This is a genomic window from Bradyrhizobium sp. LA6.1 (genome assembly GCF_040547805.1).
Classification (GTDB): domain Bacteria; phylum Pseudomonadota; class Alphaproteobacteria; order Rhizobiales; family Xanthobacteraceae; genus Bradyrhizobium; species Bradyrhizobium barranii.
The window spans coordinates 136677-154957 of the sequence record NZ_JBEPQK010000017.1 but is presented as its reverse complement, the minus strand read 5'-3'; the positions used below and the strand labels follow the sequence as shown (position 1 = coordinate 154957).

Genomic DNA, 18281 nt, shown 5'->3' with positions numbered 1-18281 from the left:
TCGCTTATCCACGTAATACACTCAGCGCCGTTTGGGGTACGGGGAGCGTATTGGGAGGGTCAATCATGGCAAGTGTCGAACAATTGCGCAGACGTGAAGGCGTAAACCTGGTCCAGCTCGAGGCGGACATTGCATCGGTGCGCACGGGAAGCTCGATTGCTTCAATTGCGCTGCCCGATTACGTCGAGCACACCGAGGGGGTCACGCGCGTGGGCGCGCTCAGTGCAGAGGCGGTCATTCGTGACTATGAGTCCGCTGCGAAAGAGATCGAGGCCATGGGCGCCGAGCTGATCGATGCCGCGCGAAAATGCGAGGCGCTGACAGCCCAGGTCCATGATGCGATCGCCTTCATGCGCGAGACGGCAGCGGGGTATCGCGACGAGGGGCGGAAGATCTTCAAGCGCATCGAGGAATGCGCGCTCTTCACGGAAGACGTCCGCAAGACGTGCGAGCAGGTCAAGCGCAGGATGAAGGACGTCTCGGTCGGCGAGTACTGCAGCGAGGAGCTTGCGACGGAAGAGCTCGAGCCGACCGGGATCGAAGCCAAGGTGTCGGTGTGCGAGGTACGGTGAGGCGGGCGTAGAGCGTCGTTCGCAGGATGGGGTGAGCGCTCGCGCGCCCCCATCCTGCGGGCTGGGCTTCAAAGCCAATCGCGCGTCGACGGGAAACAAGCCCGTTTGCGAGAGTCCCAGACGTAATCTGAACCGCCGCAAGGCGGACGCGCACGCGACGTGGCCGGACATTGATTCCAGACCCGCGCACCCGTTGCCCAGCCATCGACCACGCACGCGCCGGAAACGGTGGCGTGGCAACCGGTGCCGCAGCCGTCTGCGGCGCTGGCCGCGCAGACTGCAAACAGAAGCATCATTGGGGTCAACAGGACGCGTGAAAGGTGCCTGGTCATGGGCTTGCTCCTTCATGCCGAGGCCCGTCGTGACGTCGCACAGATCTGGCCGAGGGCCTGCCGGCCGATCACCGCGCAGCATAGCACCAAGGTTCTTGGCACCAAGGTTCTTGGCACCAAGGCTCTTGGCACCAAGCCTCTTGGCCGAGAACGCTGACGGCTTACCAATCCGGATCGTAGGGGTCGGCCATATAGGGCGGGGGCATCCAGCGTCCTCGCGGCGGCGGTGGCCTGGGCCGCCGGGGTGCCGCCGCTTGCACGTGCGGCCGTGCAGGCGCAGCCGTCTCGTTGCTCGTCGCGCTCCGCACGACCGGTTTCGCGGGTGCAGGCGCGGCTGACGTCGTCAGTTGCGTTTGCAGCGCCTGGACCTGTGCGGCGAGGCGCGCATTGTCCGCGGCATCCTTCTCCTGCGCCGCCTTGAGCTGTTGAATGGTGTCGGCCTGCTCGCGCAGCGTCTGCTCGTTGCGGCTTTTCAGTTGCTCGAGCTTTCCGTTGATGCTCGCAAGCTCGCTGGTGATGGTCTTGAGCGATTGCGCGAGATCGGACGATGACGGATCAGGCGCCGTGGCGCCGGTTCTTGGCGCGTCAGGTCTTGCAGCGTCAGGTTGTGGAGCCTCAGCTCTTGGAGCGTCAGTTCTTGGAGCGCTTTCCGTTTCCTTGCCGAGCGGCGGCGCGGGCACCGGACTGGGCCCATCCGCAGCAGCCAGTTGCACGGCCGGCGGTTGCGCCGGACTTTCGACCGCGGACGCTTTCGCGGGTTCGCTCGCGGCCGGCGGAGCCCATCGCGCCATGATGGACCTGGTCATCGACTCGGCCTCATCGCGATATTGCGAAGCGAAGGCGGCGCCGAGAAGGCCGATCGCCAACACGAGGCCAACCAGGGCACGCAGCATGGTCCGATCTCCCTTCAGGCCTTGATTGCCCACCTTGCTAACCGGTGCCGGCACCTTGTCCTTGGGACCCTCGGCTGCCTTCGCTCCGGCGCTGGCCTGCGAGGTCCGCGGGGCTTCGTTGCCGCGTTCCATTCCGGAAACCAGCCGGTCCAGCCGCGCAAGGTCTTGCTCTGCGCTCTTGATCTGGTCATAGGCCCGCGCCAGCCCGCCATCGGCGCGCACCTCGTCCGGCTTGGCGGCCTCAGGCTTTTGGGCCTCAGGCTTGTCGGTATCAGGCTTGGGGTCGTTCGCTTCAGGCACCGATGCGCGCTCCATCCAGTCGGGCGTCAATGGGAGTGCGGCAGTCCGATCGTCGGAAGGATAGGCCTCACCGTTGTCCAACACAACGCGCGAGCGAAGGAGAAATTATGGCGGGCTACGGTTGCTGAAGCAGCCGGGCGCTGCTCCCCGGGGCATCCCTGCGACGTGCTGTGCTATCGCGGGAGGAAGCGCCATGAGGGTCTCCACCGCGACACTCGCTCTGCTTCTTTCAGGTCCGGCCGCGGCCCCAGGAGTGCCAGACATGCTCAATGGCCGACGCCTGCATGATGGAGTACGTTAAGACGACGTCGGAGGCCCAAAAGGCCACCAAGCAAGCCATCCGGGATTGGAAGCAGAATCTGGACAGAAAGGCCTCCGCAGAATTGTCCAGCAGGGGCATACTCGCATTGCAAGACGCCATGGAGGCGCAGGTTCGTACGGAGCTGGAGCGCCTGAAGGAGTCCCGGCGAAGATCAGGTAGGGAGGGGCGCAAAGGAGGATCCAATGAAATCGCTTCTGCTGCTCACGGCGAGCGGTCCGCTGCTCATTCTCACCTCGCACCAGTCCCTGGACGACCAGAAGCTCCTTGGGGTGCTCAGGCAAAAAGGCATCGGCAAGTTCGTCGCGTTCGAGGTTCCCTTGTCGCTCGCCAGAGAGCGCTACGGCGGGCACTTTCACGCGGTCGAAAGCAATCTGCACGAGACCGATGATTTGAGAGTGCTCGACTTCAACGGCCAGCGGGTCTTTCAGCTCTTTCATTTCGAAGAGCTCGGTTCACCGATCCTGATAGAGCGGTCGTGATCCGGCTTTATTCGGCGGCGAAAGGGGATGTGTTGAGCAGGGCTGTTCCGAAGAGACGCCGATTGAGGTACGGTGGAAGCCTGGACCCGTGGAGTCTGCCATGACGTCATATACTGTCGGGTTGAAGCTCGGGGTGCGTGCCAAGGTGCTCACGATCGAAGCCGAGGACGCATTGGTCGCGGCGCTGAAGATCAAGCTCGAGAACCCCGAGGCACTCGTCACCTACGTTCGCAAGTCAAATCGGCGCGGCGATCGTCGCCACCCGCACGAAGTGCAGCGGGCCAAGACAACCGGCTAAAGCGCGATGAGATTGGGATGAATCGTCATCGCGCTTTAGGTTGTTGTTTGAGCATGATCTTTTCGGAAAACCGCTTCGCACTTTTCCGGATCATGCGTTAGCCGATGCCGAGACCGCGGCAGGTAGCCCGGATTTCGCTTCCGCCTTCGCTCTTCGAGCTACGGCGGACAAGTCGCTCCATCCGGGCTACGCTCGCTCCCCCCCGCTGTGTCGGAATACGCAGTTGTCGTTAGTGACGTGTCGCGCGGATTTCGAGCGTCGTCTGGGTGAGCTTGGCCACGAACCCCTCAAAATGCATGACCCTTTGTCTGGTCAATTGTCCATGCAACTCGGCGATCTTCTGGGATTCGGCGATCAACGATCCGCACACCTGTTTCGTGTACTCCATCTGAAGCTCAAAGGCCTCGACGGGTGAGCGCGCCGCCGCGAGCTTTCCCAGGAAGTTCCAGGCGTGCTCAATCGACGTCCTCGTGTAGTCGCTATAGGCATCGGCAATCGCCTGCGGGCTGGCCTGGGAGGGTTCCACTGGTGCGACGGGCGCGCTTGCAGCGATCTGCATCCCGGAAGCCTCGCCTGGCAAGGCTGCAGCCGAGGGTATCTGGGCACTGATCTCTCGGCTCGTCTCTTGCCTTATCTCTTGCTCGGCCTCTTGCCTGTTCTCTTGGGTGCTCTCTTGCTTGTTCTCTTGGCTGATCTCCGCCGAGGCATCCGGCAATTGATGGGCCGCAGTTGCGTGTTGCTCGCCGGCCCTGGTCCGTTGCCCGGCCTTCTTCTTCGCGCCGCGCCGGCCGGATTTTCCCGTTGTCTTATTTTCGCCCGCACTCAACATTGCAAATAACTCCTGAATATCGCTGAAGCCGCAAGCCTCCGTCGTGTTTGCGCTGAAATCGCGATTGTGGGTTGTCGCTTGCGTGGCGGCCATGTGGTGAGATTTTGCCGGGCATCGGCAAGGCGCAATTCGCGGGTGACGGCCTGGACTGCTTCGCAGAGCCTGTCATCGGGCCGCGCTCCGCGCGGACCCGGTGGCTCGCAATGACGGGCGTCCGGGTCCTCGCGCGTTCGTCGTCACCCGAACAGGGCGACATAGACCACGTAGAGCCAGCCCAAGATGCCGTGGATGATCGCCCACAGGATCGAATGATTGTTGGTGTAGGAGATTGCGATGGCGAGTGCGGAGCCAAAACCCACGCCGTATTTGGCGCCCTCGACCCGAACCCCGTAGTAGCGATTGCCGTTCATGGCGGTCCTTCCTGCGGGCCACGCTTGCTCATCACGCCTTATAAAAGTCTTCCGCCAATTGTGAAATGGCACACAGACGGCAGCCCTCGGGTCTGCTTCTTTAGCACCGACACTATACCCTCGTGCGCTTGCTCGGCGATGCGCACCGGCGGGTCGGCGTCTGGCAATTTCGGGATGATCGCTATGGGCGTTTTCAATCGCACGGCCATGCTTTGCAGCTCTTTCATCGTGTCCACCATGAGCGGGTGAACCGAGAGATTTTCGCGTGCGCGCAACGGCGCGTGCAGGGATTTTTCTTGAGGCCCCGCCGGTGACGGACGGGGCCTTTCCATTTTTCATGTCAGCCCACGACTGCCCGGCGGTGCCTTCGCGAAGAAGGATGCAGGGTCATGTGGGGGTATTTTGGACCCGATTTCGCTTTTGACGTGGTGAAGGGATTTGTCGCCGGCGTTGCCTCCATGGCGTTTCAGGTCGTGGCGCCGCGGGCGTTTCATGCCGCGAAGCGATTTCGCGCGCACTGGGTTGCCAGAAAAGACGCAAGACAAGCCGCAAGGCAAGCACGCCGCAACGCGCCGGCGAATGATGAGCCGTGAGGTCTCGTAGGATGGGTGGAGCAAATGCTCCACCCATCCTACACCCTTCCCGGATATCGCTACCCTGATCCGAGCTACGAATTGCCGATATCCGCCGCCAGCCGCAGAAACTGGCGCTTCATCGCGAAAGGCCATTTTCGCTCAATTGCTCTCAGCGGTCGTATCGACGGAAATCCCGATTACCAAAGCTAGGTGCGAGTTCGAACGCCCCCGGAAGGGGCGTTCGGTCGCCCGCTTTTTGGTGCGATCGGACCCTCATATAGAAGTCGGAACTTCATGGTTAGCTCGCCCGCTGCGGGTGCGTTTGCAGCTGAATATTCGCTGGGGACCAATAGCAAAAGACCCGCTGAGTCGATCAGCGGGTCTCGCCAAGGCTGCGACTATAACGTGGTGCTCACGAACACCCGGTCGTGCTGCCGCAAGTATCGCACTTCATGCACGTGCCATTTCGCACCAGCGTGAAGTTGCCGCACTCCGAGCACATCTCGCCTTCGTAGCCCTTGGCCTTGGCTTCCGCGCGGCGCTCGGCCTTGCTGGGAACCAGGGTCTGCGCGGTGCCGGACTTGCTCCACTGGAGCTGCTCGAGCTTCTCCGTCGGCGACAGGTCGTGGGCCACTTCCTGCTTCAGCGCGACCGCGCCTTCCAGGACATCGCCGACCCGCGCGCTCGCACCGTGCGAGGCCAGAGCGGTGACCTTGCTGCCGCCGGTCGGGGCGCTGTCGTTGCCCTGGGCGATCGCGGCAGAGCCGCCGCGCATCACGACGAGGTTGTCGGTGCGGGAGCGGGTGAGGCCGCGCGAGACCAGCTTGGTCGCGTGCTGGGTCTCGTCCGGCTCCTTGCCTTCCTCGACGCCCTTGCCGAGCGCGTCGAAGTTCGACTCGGTCGGATCGACATGGGCGAGATCGAAGCGCGACATGTAGCTCACCGCGAGCTCGCGGAAGACATAGTCGAGGATCGAGGTCGCGTACTTGATGCTGTCGTTGCCCTGCACGGGGCCCGCCGGCTCGAAGCGGGTGAAGGTGAAGGCGTCGACATATTCGTCGAGCGGCACGCCGTACTGGAGGCCCAGCGACACCGCGATGGCGAAGTTGTTGATGAAGGAGCGGAGTGCCGCGCCTTCCTTGTGCATGTCGATGAAGATCTCGCCGAGACGGCCGTCGTCATATTCGCCGGTTCGGAGATAGACCTTGTGGCCGCCGACGACCGCCTTCTGGGTGTAGCCCTTGCGGCGATCCGGCATCTTCTCGCGCTCGCGCATCACGATGATGCGCTCGACCAGCTTCTCGACGATCTTTTCCGAGACCTGGGTGGCACGCGCCGCCATCGGCTTCTCGTAGAGGCTCTCGACCGCATCCTCCTCGTCCTCATCGTCGGCGATGAGCTGCGAGTTGAGCGGCTGGGAGAGCTTGGAGCCGTCGCGATAGAGCGCGTTGGCCTTCAGCGCGAGCTTCCACGACAGCATGTAGGCGGACTTGCAGTCCTCCACCGTGGCGTCGTTCGGCATGTTGATGGTCTTGGAGATCGCGCCCGAGATGAAGGGCTGCGCCGCCGCCATCATGCGGATGTGGCTCTCGACCGACAGATAGCGCTTGCCGATCTTGCCACAGGGGTTGGCGCAGTCGAACACCGAATAGTGCTCGGCCTTGAGGTGCGGAGCACCTTCCACCGTCATCGCGCCGCAGATGTGGACGTTGGCCGCCTCGATCTCGCGCTTGGTGAAGCCGACGGCCTGGAGCAGGTCGAAGCCCGGCGCCGCGATCGCCTCGGCGCCGATGCCGAGCTGGTCGCGGATGAAGTCTTCGCCAAAGGTCCACTTGTTGAAGGCGAACTTGATGTCGAAGGCGGTCGGCAGGGCCTTCTCGACCTTGGCGATGGCTTCATCGGTGAAGCCTTTGGCCTTCAGCGTCGAGGCGTTGATGGCCGGCGCGTTGGAGAGCGAGCCGTGGCCGACGGCGTAGGCTTCGATCTCCGCGATCTCGCTCTCGCGATAACCGAGCGCGCGCAGCGCCGCGGGGACCGCGCGGTTGATGATCTTGAAGTAGCCGCCGCCAGCGAGCTTCTTGAATTTCACCAGCGCGAAGTCGGGTTCGATGCCCGTCGTATCGCAGTCCATCACGAGGCCGATCGTGCCGGTCGGCGCGATCACCGTGGTCTGGGCGTTGCGATAGCCGTGCTTCTCGCCGAGCTCGAGCGCCGCATCCCAGGCGGCCTGGGCACGCGTGACGATGTCAGCCTGCGGGCAGGACACGAGGTCCATCGGCACCGGGTTCACCGAGAGCGCCTCGTAGCCGTTGGACTGGCCGTGCGCGGCGCGGCGGTGGTTGCGGATCACGCGCAGCATGTGCGCGGCGTTCTTCTTGTAACCGGGGAAGGTGCCCAGTTCAGCAGCCATTTCCGCCGAGGTCTTGTAGGTGACGCCGGTCATCACAGCGGTGAGGGCGCCGCAGAGCGCGCGGCCTTCCTTGCTGTCATAGGACAGGCCCATGGTCATCAAGAGGCCGCCGATGTTGGCATAGCCGAGGCCGAGCGTGCGGAACTCGTAGGAGAGCTCGGCGATCGCACGGGACGGGAACTGCGCCATCATGACGGAGATTTCGAGCACGATGGTCCAGAGCTGGCAGAGGTGCTCGTAGCCGGCGACGTCGAACTGCTTCGTCTCGGTGTTGTAGAAGGTCAGCAGGTTGGCGGACGCGAGGTTACAGGCGGTGTCGTCCAGGAACATGTATTCCGAGCACGGATTGGACGCGCGGATGTCGCCGGACGCCTTGCAGGTGTGCCAGTCGTTCATGGTGGTGTTGAAGTGCAGGCCCGGGTCGGCCGACGCCCAGGCGGCGTAGCCGATCTTTTCCCAGAGGTCGCGCGCCTTCAGCGTCTTGGTGATCTTCTTCGTCGTGCGTCCCACGAGGTTCCAGTCGCCATCCGTTTCCACGGCGCGGAGGAAGTCGTCCTTCAGCGAGACCGAGTTGTTGGAGTTCTGGCCCGAAACGGTGAGGTAGGCTTCCGAATCCCAGTCGGTGTCATAGACGTCGAACTGGATGTCCTTGTAGCCCTGCTTGGCGAACTGCATCACGCGCTTGATGTAATTGTCAGGCACAAGGCTGCGGCGCGCGAGCTTGATCTCGCGGCGGAGCGCCGGGTTCTTCTCGGGATCGAAGCAATCGTCGCCCGAGCCTTCGCAGTTCACGCAGGCCTTCAGCACCGCCTTGAGGTGCTTCTGGTTGATCTTGGATCCGGTGACGAGAGCCGCGACCTTCTGCTCCTCCTTCACCTTCCAGTCGATATAGGTCTCGATGTCGGGGTGATCGACGTCGACGACGACCATCTTGGCCGCGCGGCGCGTGGTGCCGCCCGACTTGATCGCGCCGGCTGCCCGGTCGCCGATCTTGAGGAAGCTCATGAGGCCGCTCGAGCGGCCGCCGCCGGAGAGCTTCTCGCCTTCGCCGCGCAGGCGGGAGAAGTTGGAGCCGGTGCCGGAACCGTATTTGAACAGGCGCGCTTCGCGGACCCAGAGGTCCATGATGCCGCCCTCGTTGACGAGGTCGTCACCGACGCCCTGGATGAAGCAGGCGTGCGGCTGCGGGTGCTCGTAGGCGGACTTGGACTTGGTCAGCTTGCCGGTGAAGGGGTCGACGTAATAGTGGCCCTGGCCGGGGCCGTCGATGCCATAGGCCCAGTGCAGACCGGTGTTGAACCATTGCGGCGAGTTCGGCGCGACCATCTGCATGGCGAGCATGTAGCGGATCTCGTCATAGAAGGTCTGGGCGTCCTCGTCGGAGGAGAAGTAGTTGCCCTTCCAGCCCCAATAGGTCCAGCAGCCGGCCAGACGATCGAACACCTGCTTGGCCGAGAGCTCGCTGACGAAGCGCTCTTTCTCGGGGAGAGCGGCGAGCGCCTCGGTGTCGGGCACGGAGCGCCACAGGAAGGAGGGGACGGACTCCTCCTCGACCTTCTTCAGGCGCGCGGCGACGCCGGCTTTGCGAAAGTACTTCTGGGCGAGCACGTCGGAGGCGACCTGCGACCACTCGGTCGGCACCTCGACGTTCTCAAGCTTGAACACGACCGAGCCGTCGGGATTCCGGATCTCCGACGTGGTCAGCCGGAAATCGATCCCGGCGTAAGGTGACTGTCCCGAAGTGGTGTGGCGCCGCTCAATCCGCATGGTCTTGCCCCGTCCTTTTATCTGCCGGACTGCCTCCGCAAGGCGCCCGGGTCGCTATTTCGGTTCGCGATTCCTCCAAGGGCCTCATCGGCCCAAAGGCTTCGCAGTTCAGCCGGTGGATCCGGCCCAGTTTCTCCCGGCGCGATGGTTCTCATCCGCCGGCATGTCCACACCCATCCGCCCCCAAGGGGATGTGCGCGACATGCGTTCAACGCCCCACACGCCACTTCAACCAATGCCATCCGAGCCTGTTGCCGGCCCGTTCTGGCGCCCGAAGGTCTGCATTTCGAGGGCAGACAAGCCCTCATCCGCGGCCTTTGGCTGGCTTGGCGGAGTGACGATTTGCGAGACCCTTTGGGGGAGTGCCGGCGGGACGCAAACTCACTCGCGCCGAACGGACCGAAAGCTAGGACTCTCCGTTGCGCCCGTCAAGAACTAGTGCGAGTTCCTGAATCAAATACTAAATATGGTGGATTGCGGGGGATAACAGGGGGCAAGCCCGCGCCTGTTGTTGAGCCAAGTATCAGTGAGTCCTCAGGGATTCCCAACCAAAAAAATTTGCATCCCGTGACGATACGGACCCTTCACCCCACTGTTCACAGGGCAGGTATATTTTTCGGGACCGGGGTTGCCTCAGCGGGACTCACGTAGGGCTACGGAAGGTGAGGGCAGGCATGCCCGCCGGGGTGGTGGTGGCGCGTGCGAATCCGCGCCAAGCTGACCGCGATTTTGCCGGGTACCCCACATGCTTGATTCGACTCGCCGGGATGCGCGACCGCGCATCGCCCCGGCCGGCCTGATGTTCCTCGCCATTACCTCGATCGGCTGGGGCTTCAACTGGCCGGTGACGAAATTCCTGCTGTCTGAGCTGCCGCCGCTGACGCTGCGCGGGGTGACCGGCGTGCTGGGCGCGGTGCTGCTCGCCGCCCTCGCGCTGATCCGCCGCCAGAGCCTCAAGGTGGGGCCGGGGATCTGGCCGCGCTTACTGACCGCCGCCGTCCTCAACGTCACCGGCTGGATGGTGCTGATGGGCCTGGCGCTGCTCTGGCTGCCGGCCAGCGAGGCGGCGCTGATCGCCTACACCATGCCGGTCTGGGCCTCGCTGATCGCCTGGCCAGTGCTGGGCGAGCGGCCGACCGTGCTGCGCACGCTGGGGCTGGTGATGGCCTTCGTCGGCCTGGCCTCGATCATGGGCGGCAACGGCTTTGCCGCAAGCGTGGAGAAGCTGCCGGGCATCATCATGGCGCTGGGCGGCGCGATCGGCTTCGCCGTCGGCACGGTGTTCTCGAAGAAGTACCCGATCCATCTGCCGCCGATCACGGCCGCGGCCTGGCAGATCGGGATCGGCTGCCTGCCGATCTCGATCATCGGCCTCTTGGTCGAGACCACGCATCTTTCGCTGGTGACGCCGGTCGGCTGGTGGTTGCTGGTCTATTCCACCGTGGTGCAGTTCTGCATTGCCTATGTCAGCTGGTTCGCGGCACTGGCGCGGCTGCCGGCCTCGGTCGCCGCGATCGGCACCATGGCAGTGCCGGTGATTGGCGTAGTCGCCTCCGCGCTGGCGCTGGGCGAGCCGTTGGGACCGGGCCAGATCGCCGCGCTGACCTTCACGCTGGCGGCCGTGGTGCTGGCGACGCGCTAGCTCGAGAACCAGGCATCACCATGCGTAGCGGATCGCGCCCTTGCCGGCATAGCTTTGCGTGACATTCGAGAACTCGCCCTCGAACGTCGCGGCGGCAGACCAGCCGTTGGTCCACTGCCATTCGGCCGAGGCTGTGGTCAGCGCGGAGTCGGGCGCCAGCGCCGCACCGTTGACGACGAAGCTTGCGCCCGGCAGCGACTGGAAGGTCGGAGCAATCGAACGATCCGGATTAAAATCATGCGCCCATGCAAGGCGGCCGCGCAGCGTGATGATGCCGTTCTGCATGGCGAATGATTTGTCGGTGCGAATGCCGAGCTCGCTGCGCGTGTCGGTCACGTTCTTGGCGGCATAGGTCTGTGCAAACAACAGGGAGCCGGCGACGACACTTTCGGCATAGGCCGGCAGGTCGAATGTGGTGAATTGCCCTGCGGCGTAAGGGGTGATGCCGAGACCGCCCAGCTTCGGCATGACGAAGCGGTAGCCACTCTCCACGCGACCCGAATACGCGTTCGCATTGAACTCGGCGCGCAGGTGGTCGATGCCGGCGACCGTGACGATGCGGTTGGTCGTGATGTCCTGCCAGCCATAGGCCAGCGCAGCAATGATGTAGGCCGCACCGATGTTATGGCGAACGAAGCCGCCGGCCTGGAACAGGTCGGAGCTGCCATAGCCGAGGCCGTTGACGTTGAAGCCGGTGCCGCCGCCCGCCAGCGCAAATCCCGCGAGCGTGTCCGGCGAGACCCGATAGTCCGCACCGACCGCGATGCCGTAGATGCTGCTCGCGCTGTTGTTCGAGCCGATGATGGCGTTGCCGGCCGTGGTCTGCGACCCGCCGAAGCCGGCGGCCCACACGCTCCAGCGTTGTTCGAAGGTCGGGGCTGGCAGCGCCTTGGTGGACATCGCCGCATACGCGTCGCGCTCGCCAACAGTTCGACCGCGTGCCGCGTAGGCCGAGCTGTCCTCAGCATACGCGTTCGGCGGGCCGCCGGCGCTGACGGGACCTCTGCGACCGGAGATGAATGGATCCGTCATCACGCCGATGAACTGGTTCATCGCGTTGAACGTCGTCTGCTGGGAGCCAGTGGCGCTCTCGCCGGAGACCTGGGTCAAGCCGGTGGGATCGAGTCCGAAGAAGCCCATCGGAAGGCTGCCGTTATTGTTGAAGGCGTAGGTCAGCGCGTTGGCGACGTTCTGCTGGTTGACGTTGAGGCCGGTGTAATTGGTGAAGGCGGCCGTCAGGTTCAGATAGGCGTTGTTGGCGTCATAGCTCAGCGTATCGCTCGCGCCCGTCGGCAGTCCGACATTGGTGATGCCCGCGAACGTCGTGCCGCCACGTCCGCCGGCCGCGGTCAGGATCGTGTATGTCTTCGAGACATAGCTGCCGGGCAGGAAATTCGCGACCACGGTCGCGCCCGTCAACGTCGCCGCGCCCGTGACATTGGCGAAGCTCGACGTCGATGGATTGACCGCAACGACGTAGAGCGCGCCCGATTGGAAGGCCAGATTGCCGGCGACCGTCGTCGACGTCCCCGGCGTGTTGACGGCTCCAGGCATGAACGTGCCACCGGCATTGATCGTCGTTGCGCCGACAGTGCCCGTGCCGCCAAGCGTGCCGCCGGCGTTCACGGTCATGGTCGAATTGGCCAGCGAGCCGTTCACCAGCAGCGTGCCGGCGGCGATCGACCAGGGCAATGCAGCGGTATTGGTGCCGCTCAGCGTCCAGGTCGAAGCGCCCGTCTTCTCGAAGTTCGCGAAGCCCCGATACTGCGCAGCGGCGCCGATCAGCGAAACGTCGAAAGAAGCAGTGGGGTTGGTGCTGCCGCCGAACTGCAAGGTGCCGTTGCCCGTCTGATCGACGACGTTGCCGCTGAAGCTGTAGCCGGCCTGAAGCTGCAGCGTGTTGGTGCCGCTGGTGAAGGTGATGGCGTTGGCACGCGTGACGCCGTCGCCGGCGAGACCGCCGGAAATCGATCCGCTGTTGATGATGCTGAGATTGGTGCCGATGACGCCGGCGCCGCCTGCGCCGACCGCGCCGGAGACCCCGGCGGTGACGGTGCTGCTGCCGGAGCTACCGCTCGCGCCGGCGCTGCCGCTCACGCCGGAGAAGCCGTTCGTTCCCGTGGTGCCGTTCGTGCCGCCACTGGCGGCCAAGGCCCCGGCACCGCCGACGCCGCCGGAGCCGCCGACACCACCGCTGCCGGCGCTGCCCGCGGTGCCGCCGAGGCCACCCATGCCCGCGGCCCCGGCGATGCCGCCATTGCCGCCGGTGATCGTGCCGCGATTGATCAGCGTGCCGCCGTTGGAGAAGGCGGCGCCAACGCCGCCGGTGCCACCATAGCCGCCATCGCCGCCGCGGCTCGAGGCGCTGCCACCGTTGCCGGCATTGCCGCCGGCACCGCCAAATCCGCCGGTCCCGCCGTTGCCGCCATTGCCGCCATCGGTCGAGCCGACCACGTTGACGCCAGCGGTGCCGTTGCCGCCAGCGCCGCCAACGCCGCCGACACCGCCGTTGCCCGCATTGCCACCGGCGCCGCCGTTGCCGCCACTGCCTGCGGTGCCGCCGCGGCCGCCATCGCCGCCGGTGATGATGCCTTGATTGGTCAGCGTGCCACCGTTTGAAATGGTCGCGCCGGCGCCGCCGGCGCCGCCATGACCACCTACGCCAGCATCGCCGGCGCTTCCTCCGCTCCCGCCGTTGCCACCCATTCCGCCAGCGGCGCCGCTGCCGCCGCTGCCGCCAGCGACGGCCGGGAGAAGGGCACTCGCGCCAGCACCGCCGGTGCCCGCTGTGCCGGCGTCACTGCCGTTGCCCCCGGCGGCGCCGTTGCCGGCATTGCCGCCGGAGCCGCCAATCCCGCCGGCGCCACCAGCGATGTTGCCCGAAACTGTAACGGTCCCGCCGTTCGTGAGCTGGACACCATCGCCGCCGCTGGATCCGCTACCGCCAATGCCGCCATTTCCGCCGGCGCCACCATTCCCGCCGTTGCCGCCAGCGCCACCAACCAGACCGTTGTTGCCATTGAGAAAGCCGGAGCCGGAGGACCCGTTGGCGCCATTGTCGCCTGTGCCGCCGGCGCCGCCGATCCCGCTTGCGCCGCCATTGGCGCCGTTGCCGCCAGCGCCGCCATTGCCACCGGCGCCTCCCATGATCGTTTGGGAAATTGAGAGCGTGCCACCGCTCGTCACCTGCAGACCAACGCCACCGTCGGCACCATTGGCGCCATCGCCTGCGTGGGCGCTGGCGCTGCCGCCGGTGCCACCATTGCCACCGCGCCCGCCGGCTACGCCGAGCCCGATGCTGGATCCCGCGTTGCCGCCGTTGCCGGCCATGCCGCCGGCGCTGCCTGCACCGCCAGCGCCACCGCTGCCGCCGGTACCTGCCGTGACGCTTTGCAAAATCGTCACGGTGCCGCCACCCGTGACCTGGATGCCGTCGCCACCGCTGCCGCCGATCGCACCATTGCCGCCGGCACCAACCCCGCTATTGCCGCCGTTTCCACCGGTCCCGCCATCGAGCGCGCCGAGAACATTGGCGCCGGAAGCGCCCGCACCACCGCTCCCGCCGTGACCCGCTGTACCGCCGCGCCCGCCGCTGCCGCCATCGCCGCCGGCGACCGTTTGCTGGACCGTCGTGGTGCCTGCGCTGGTGACCTGCACGGCGGTGCCGCCATTGCCGCCGCCGCCGGCAGCGCCCCCGCTGCCGAGGACGTTGCCACCGGTCCCGCCGGTCACACCAGCGACGCCCAGGGAGAGAGCACTGGCTCCATTGCCGCCGCTCCCGCCGGCGCCGCCACTGCCACCAACCCCACCCGCGCCGCCGGTCGCCGCTATCGAAAGGGTGCTGCCTCCGACGCTGACCTGCACGCCGGCGCCACCCGCACCACCGCCGCCACCGACGCCGCCGCTGCCCGTTCCCGCGCTGGCATCAAGGCCACCAATGACAGCAGAACCATCGGCGCCGCTCGCGCTGGCGCCGCCGTGACCGCCAGCGCCACCCGCTCCACCGGAGCCGGCACCGAGCGCACCTTCGCCGCCACCGCCGCCGCCACCGCCACTACCCGCAGTCAGGGCTGAGTTGCCGTTGCCGCCATTGCCGCCGTTGCCACCGGCAACGCTGCCGCCGTCACCGCCAAGTCCGCCGTCGCCGCCCGAGGTCGCCGTGCCCCCGGAGCCTCCGGTGCCGCCTGCGGCAGCGCCGCCGCCGCCGCCCGCGCCTTGTCCGGTCGCGTTGTCACCGCCATTCCCACCGTTAGGAGAGGCGCTGGTACCGGCCGCGCCACCGCCGCCGCCCGTGCCATTGCCACCGGCTCCGCCAGCGCCGCCGTCGGCGCGCACCGACACGATCGTCAGCGCCAGTGCGACAGCCGTGCTCGCCAACAATGTAGGGAGCCTGAAACGGCGCCGGGTCGGACAAGAACCAATTCTCGATTCAATTATCAACTGTATTACCGGCAGCCTTGGCACCGACCCGCAGGCCATTCCGAGGTGAAATCCTCAGAAACAGACCGCAACATATTCGCTCGCCGAAACGGCTCAACGAGAATGGTCTTGCCTGCCAGAAATACCGCTTGATTTCGGTCGCCTGTCACCCGGAAACAACATCGACACCCGCCGCGAGACCGCGGATGACGTCAGTGAGCATTCGTAATTCAGTGCAGTTCTCAGCCGAGCGCACACACAATCCGCGCGCTTTCGAAGCCGTGAGAAAGTGCTCTAGCCCGCCGTCATCCCGCCGCCGTTCAGCGCTTTCCGGATCATCTCGGCGAGCTGGTTGCGGCGGTAGGGCTTGGTCAGCAGCAGCACGCCGTCGTCGAGCTTGCCGTGATGGACGATGGCGTTGTCGGTGTAGCCGGAGGTGTAGAGCACCCTCACGCCCGGCCGGCGCTTGGCCACCTCTTCGGCGAGCTCGCGGCCGCTCATGCCGCCGGGGATGACGACGTCGGTGAACAGGAGGTCGAAGTCCTGGCCGGCCTCGATCATGTCCAGCGCGGCCCGACTGTCGGGCGCGGCGACCGTGTCGTAGCCGAGGCTCTGCAGCTGCGCGGTGACGAAGTTGCGCACCAGCGTGTCGTCCTCGACCACGAAAATGGTCTCGGCGCCGCCTTCGGCCTGCGGCGCCACGGGGGCCGCCGCGTCCGTCATGCCGTCGCCGGGCGGCAGATAGAGCTTGATCGTGGTGCCGTGGCCTTCCTCGCTGTAGATCTTGATGTGGCCGCCGGACTGCTTGACGAAGCCGTAGACCATGGAGAGGCCGAGGCCCGAGCCCTTGCCGACCTCCTTGGTGGTGAAGAACGGCTCGAAGGCCTTCTGCTGGATGTCCGCTGACATGCCGGTGCCGGTGTCGCTGACCGCGAGCATCACGTAGGGGCCGGGCTGCACCTCGGCGTGGGCCTGCGCATAGGCCTCGTCGAGCACGACGTGGTGGGTCTCGAGCAGCAGCTTGCCGCCGTTCGGCATGGCGTCGCGGGCGTTGATCGCCATGTTGAGCACGGCGTTGGTGAGGCGGGACGGATCGATGTGCGCGGTCATCGGTCCCTGTTCCAGCACGGTCTCGATCTGGATCTGCTCGCCGAGGGTGGGGCGCAGCAGCTTGGCGATATCGGCGATCGCGCCGTTGATCTCGACATTGCGCGGCTGGAGCGGCTGCCTTCGCGCAAAGGCGAGCAGATGCTGGATCAGCTCGGCGCAGCGCTCGGCGGCATCGTCGATCAGCCGCGCCACGCGCTGGAGCTCGGGCTGCTGCTTCAGGCTCGCCACCAGCGTCTCGGTATTGCCTGATATCACCGTGAGCATGTTGTTGAAGTCGTGCGCGACGCCGCCCGTCAGCTTGCCGATCGCATCCAGCTTCTGCGACTGGTGCAGCTGTCGCTCGGTTTCGCGCGACGTGGTCGCGTCGTGATAGACCAGCACGGCGCCGGAGACGTTGCCTTGTCCGTCGCGCATCGGCCGGCCGCTGATCATCAGATGGCGGGGATCGTTGCCGTTATGCGGGCGGACGATCATCTCCAGATTCTCGAACTGCTCGCCGCGCAGCACGCGCGTCGAGGGCAGCTCGTCGGCCCTGAGCGGCGTGACGCCGTCGCCGTGAAACACGTCGGACAGGGCGCGCAGATTGCGCAGGCTCATGCCGGCGCGATGCAGCAAGATGCGCTCCGCGGCCGGATTGGACAGAAGGACGGTGCCCTCGGCGTCGATCACCAGCACAGCCTCGGCCATGCTGTGGAACGTGCTCTGGAGCACGTTCACCGACAGCCGCAGCTCGTCATGCGCGTTGACGAGATGCTCGGTGCGCTCGGCGACGGCCGCCTCGAGTTGCTCCTTCGCCGCCGTGGTCTCCAGCAGGGTGCTCTTCAGCGCGACCGTGGTGCGCTGGCTCTCGCGCATCAGCATCGCGACCAGCAGCAGGATCACCAGCGCGCCGATCACATCGATGCCGAGCAAGACGATGCCGGTGCGGCGGGAACTTAGGGCGCGGGCGGCGAGCAATCGCTCTTCCTCCGCGCTCAGCTGATCGAGATTGCCCATCACCGTGTCCATCAGGCCGCGGCCCTCGCCCTTGCCCTGGAGCGCGGCAACGCCGGCCTGGTCGTTCTCGGCGCGCAGGCGCATCACCTCTGCGGCGATCTCGACCCGGCGCAGCGCCAGCGGCTCGGTGCCCTCGATGAGCGCGACCTGATCGGGATTGTCACGCAGGCTGCGCTTGAGGTCGGCGAGCGCCGGCGCGAGCTGGGCGTGCACCGCCTGAAACTCGTCGCTGAAGCTCGGGTTGCGATAGATCTCGTAGCCGCGCGCGGCGCTCTCGGCGTGGCGCATCAGCACGCGCAGATCGGAGATCTTCTTCTGCGTCTCGATAGTGTGATTGACCCAGGCGGCATCGTACCGCGACTTGACGTCGAGTCCGATCGAGGCGGCGGTGATGATCAGGAGGATTGCAAGTCCAGCACCGAGAATGACGCGCTGCGTTGGGATCAAGGGGCTTCTTTCTTGTCCTTCGGCTGCGCGGCCTCGCCAAGGCATTCCCGGATCGTGGTCAGGAGTGCGTCCGGCGTGAACGGCTTACGCAGGCAGCGTGTCGCGCCGAGTTCCAATGCCATGCGAAGGAAATCGGGGGAGGGCGAGGCAGACGAGGCGAAGGCGTAGCCGGACATCGCGATCAGAGGGATCGCCGGGGCGCGCTCGTGAAAGATGCGGATGGATTCGAAGCCGCGCATGTGCGGCATGAAGATGTCGACCAGCATCACGTCAAACGTCTGCGCTTCGAGCGCAGCCAGTCCCGTTTCGCCGCCGTCAGCCATCGTGACATCGAAGCCCTGACGCTGGAGCAGAACCTCGATGGTCGCGCCGACCATCGGATCGTCATCTACCACGAGGATACGCGGCATGACATTTCCCAGTAGATCGAAGTCCCAACATTCATCGGTGATATAGGCGAATCGCGGGACGGGTCAATTT

General features: G+C 65.6%; 13 protein-coding genes. 4 read left to right on the top strand and 9 right to left on the bottom strand.

Annotation, left to right across the window (positions count from 1 at the left end):
- Nucleotides 1-65 precede the first annotated feature (65 nt).
- A complete protein-coding gene (locus ABIB99_RS33155; protein ID WP_071914417.1) occupies nucleotides 66-572 on the top strand; it encodes a hypothetical protein in 507 nt (168 codons plus the stop codon).
- Between the two features lie 68 nt (nucleotides 573-640).
- On the opposite strand, the gene ABIB99_RS44535 is transcribed toward ABIB99_RS33155, so the two are convergent.
- On the bottom strand, nucleotides 641-865 hold the full coding sequence (locus ABIB99_RS44535; RefSeq protein WP_371498184.1) for a GCG_CRPN prefix-to-repeats domain-containing protein: 225 nt from the start codon (nucleotides 863-865) through the stop codon (nucleotides 641-643).
- A 200-nt stretch (nucleotides 866-1065) separates the two neighbouring features.
- The gene (locus ABIB99_RS33150) at nucleotides 1066-2112 is read right to left on the bottom strand and encodes a prolipoprotein diacylglyceryl transferase (protein WP_354179681.1); all 1047 of its coding nucleotides are present in this window, start codon (nucleotides 2110-2112) and stop codon (nucleotides 1066-1068) included.
- A 489-nt stretch (nucleotides 2113-2601) separates the two neighbouring features.
- Between ABIB99_RS33150 and ABIB99_RS33145 the strand changes: the two genes are divergently transcribed.
- Both ABIB99_RS33145 and ABIB99_RS33140 read left to right on the top strand, forming a co-directional pair.
- Nucleotides 2602-2898 carry a hypothetical protein gene (locus ABIB99_RS33145; RefSeq protein WP_014495618.1) on the top strand — a complete coding sequence of 99 codons (297 nt, stop codon included), beginning with the start codon at nucleotides 2602-2604 and terminating at the stop codon, nucleotides 2896-2898.
- Between the two features lie 100 nt (nucleotides 2899-2998).
- The gene (locus tag ABIB99_RS33140) at nucleotides 2999-3196 is read left to right on the top strand and encodes a hypothetical protein (protein WP_014495617.1); all 198 of its coding nucleotides are present in this window, start codon (nucleotides 2999-3001) and stop codon (nucleotides 3194-3196) included.
- A 229-nt stretch (nucleotides 3197-3425) separates the two neighbouring features.
- Here ABIB99_RS33140 and ABIB99_RS33135 read toward each other — a convergent pair whose 3' ends face one another.
- The 4 genes from ABIB99_RS33135 to ABIB99_RS33120 form a co-directional block, all read right to left on the bottom strand.
- Complete coding sequence (locus ABIB99_RS33135) at nucleotides 3426-4118, bottom strand: phasin family protein (protein ID WP_354179582.1); 693 nt, start codon at nucleotides 4116-4118, stop codon at nucleotides 3426-3428.
- Nucleotides 4119-4261: 143 nt separating this feature from the next.
- Nucleotides 4262-4435, bottom strand: coding sequence for a hypothetical protein (locus tag ABIB99_RS33130; protein ID WP_166096372.1), 174 nt, complete (start codon nucleotides 4433-4435; stop codon nucleotides 4262-4264).
- Between the two features lie 38 nt (nucleotides 4436-4473).
- On the bottom strand, nucleotides 4474-4662 hold the full coding sequence (locus tag ABIB99_RS33125; protein ID WP_354179579.1) for a hypothetical protein: 189 nt from the start codon (nucleotides 4660-4662) through the stop codon (nucleotides 4474-4476).
- Nucleotides 4663-5422: 760 nt separating this feature from the next.
- Complete coding sequence (locus ABIB99_RS33120) at nucleotides 5423-9187, bottom strand: vitamin B12-dependent ribonucleotide reductase (protein ID WP_354179577.1); 3765 nt, start codon at nucleotides 9185-9187, stop codon at nucleotides 5423-5425.
- A 745-nt stretch (nucleotides 9188-9932) separates the two neighbouring features.
- Here ABIB99_RS33120 and ABIB99_RS33115 point away from each other — a divergent pair.
- Complete coding sequence (locus ABIB99_RS33115; RefSeq protein ID WP_354131243.1) at nucleotides 9933-10829, top strand: DMT family transporter; 897 nt, start codon at nucleotides 9933-9935, stop codon at nucleotides 10827-10829.
- Nucleotides 10830-10844: 15 nt separating this feature from the next.
- Here ABIB99_RS33115 and ABIB99_RS33110 read toward each other — a convergent pair whose 3' ends face one another.
- From ABIB99_RS33110 to ABIB99_RS33100, 3 genes are all read right to left on the bottom strand, one after another.
- Nucleotides 10845-15206 (bottom strand): autotransporter domain-containing protein, encoded by a 4362-nt coding sequence (locus tag ABIB99_RS33110; protein ID WP_354179576.1) that lies wholly within the window; start codon nucleotides 15204-15206, stop codon nucleotides 10845-10847.
- Between the two features lie 336 nt (nucleotides 15207-15542).
- Nucleotides 15543-17801, bottom strand: coding sequence for a CHASE3 domain-containing protein (locus ABIB99_RS33105; RefSeq protein WP_354131245.1), 2259 nt, complete (start codon nucleotides 17799-17801; stop codon nucleotides 15543-15545).
- Nucleotides 17798-18211, bottom strand: coding sequence for a response regulator (locus tag ABIB99_RS33100; protein WP_028148724.1), 414 nt, complete (start codon nucleotides 18209-18211; stop codon nucleotides 17798-17800). Before ABIB99_RS33100 ends, ABIB99_RS33105 begins: the two co-directional genes overlap by 4 nt.
- Nucleotides 18212-18281: the final 70 nt, after the last annotated feature.

What these genes read in the sequence shown, in the direction of transcription:
- ABIB99_RS33130 (WP_166096372.1), bottom strand. Translation starts at nt 4,435, where the DNA reads ATGAACGGCAATCGCTACTACGGGGTTCGGGTCGAGGGCGCCAAATAC.
- ABIB99_RS33125 (WP_354179579.1), bottom strand. Translation starts at nt 4,662, where the DNA reads ATGAAAGAGCTGCAAAGCATGGCCGTGCGATTGAAAACGCCCATAGCG.
- ABIB99_RS33100 (WP_028148724.1), bottom strand. Translation starts at nt 18,211, where the DNA reads ATGCCGCGTATCCTCGTGGTAGATGACGATCCGATGGTCGGCGCGACC.
- ABIB99_RS33150 (WP_354179681.1), bottom strand. Translation starts at nt 2,112, where the DNA reads ATGGAGCGCGCATCGGTGCCTGAAGCGAACGACCCCAAGCCTGATACC.
- ABIB99_RS33155 (WP_071914417.1), top strand. Translation starts at nt 66, where the DNA reads ATGGCAAGTGTCGAACAATTGCGCAGACGTGAAGGCGTAAACCTGGTC.
- ABIB99_RS33135 (WP_354179582.1), bottom strand. Translation starts at nt 4,118, where the DNA reads ATGGCCGCCACGCAAGCGACAACCCACAATCGCGATTTCAGCGCAAAC.
- ABIB99_RS33115 (WP_354131243.1), top strand. Translation starts at nt 9,933, where the DNA reads ATGCTTGATTCGACTCGCCGGGATGCGCGACCGCGCATCGCCCCGGCC.
- ABIB99_RS33145 (WP_014495618.1), top strand. Translation starts at nt 2,602, where the DNA reads ATGAAATCGCTTCTGCTGCTCACGGCGAGCGGTCCGCTGCTCATTCTC.
- ABIB99_RS33120 (WP_354179577.1), bottom strand. Translation starts at nt 9,187, where the DNA reads ATGCGGATTGAGCGGCGCCACACCACTTCGGGACAGTCACCTTACGCC.
- ABIB99_RS33140 (WP_014495617.1), top strand. Translation starts at nt 2,999, where the DNA reads ATGACGTCATATACTGTCGGGTTGAAGCTCGGGGTGCGTGCCAAGGTG.
- ABIB99_RS44535 (WP_371498184.1), bottom strand. Translation starts at nt 865, where the DNA reads ATGCTTCTGTTTGCAGTCTGCGCGGCCAGCGCCGCAGACGGCTGCGGC.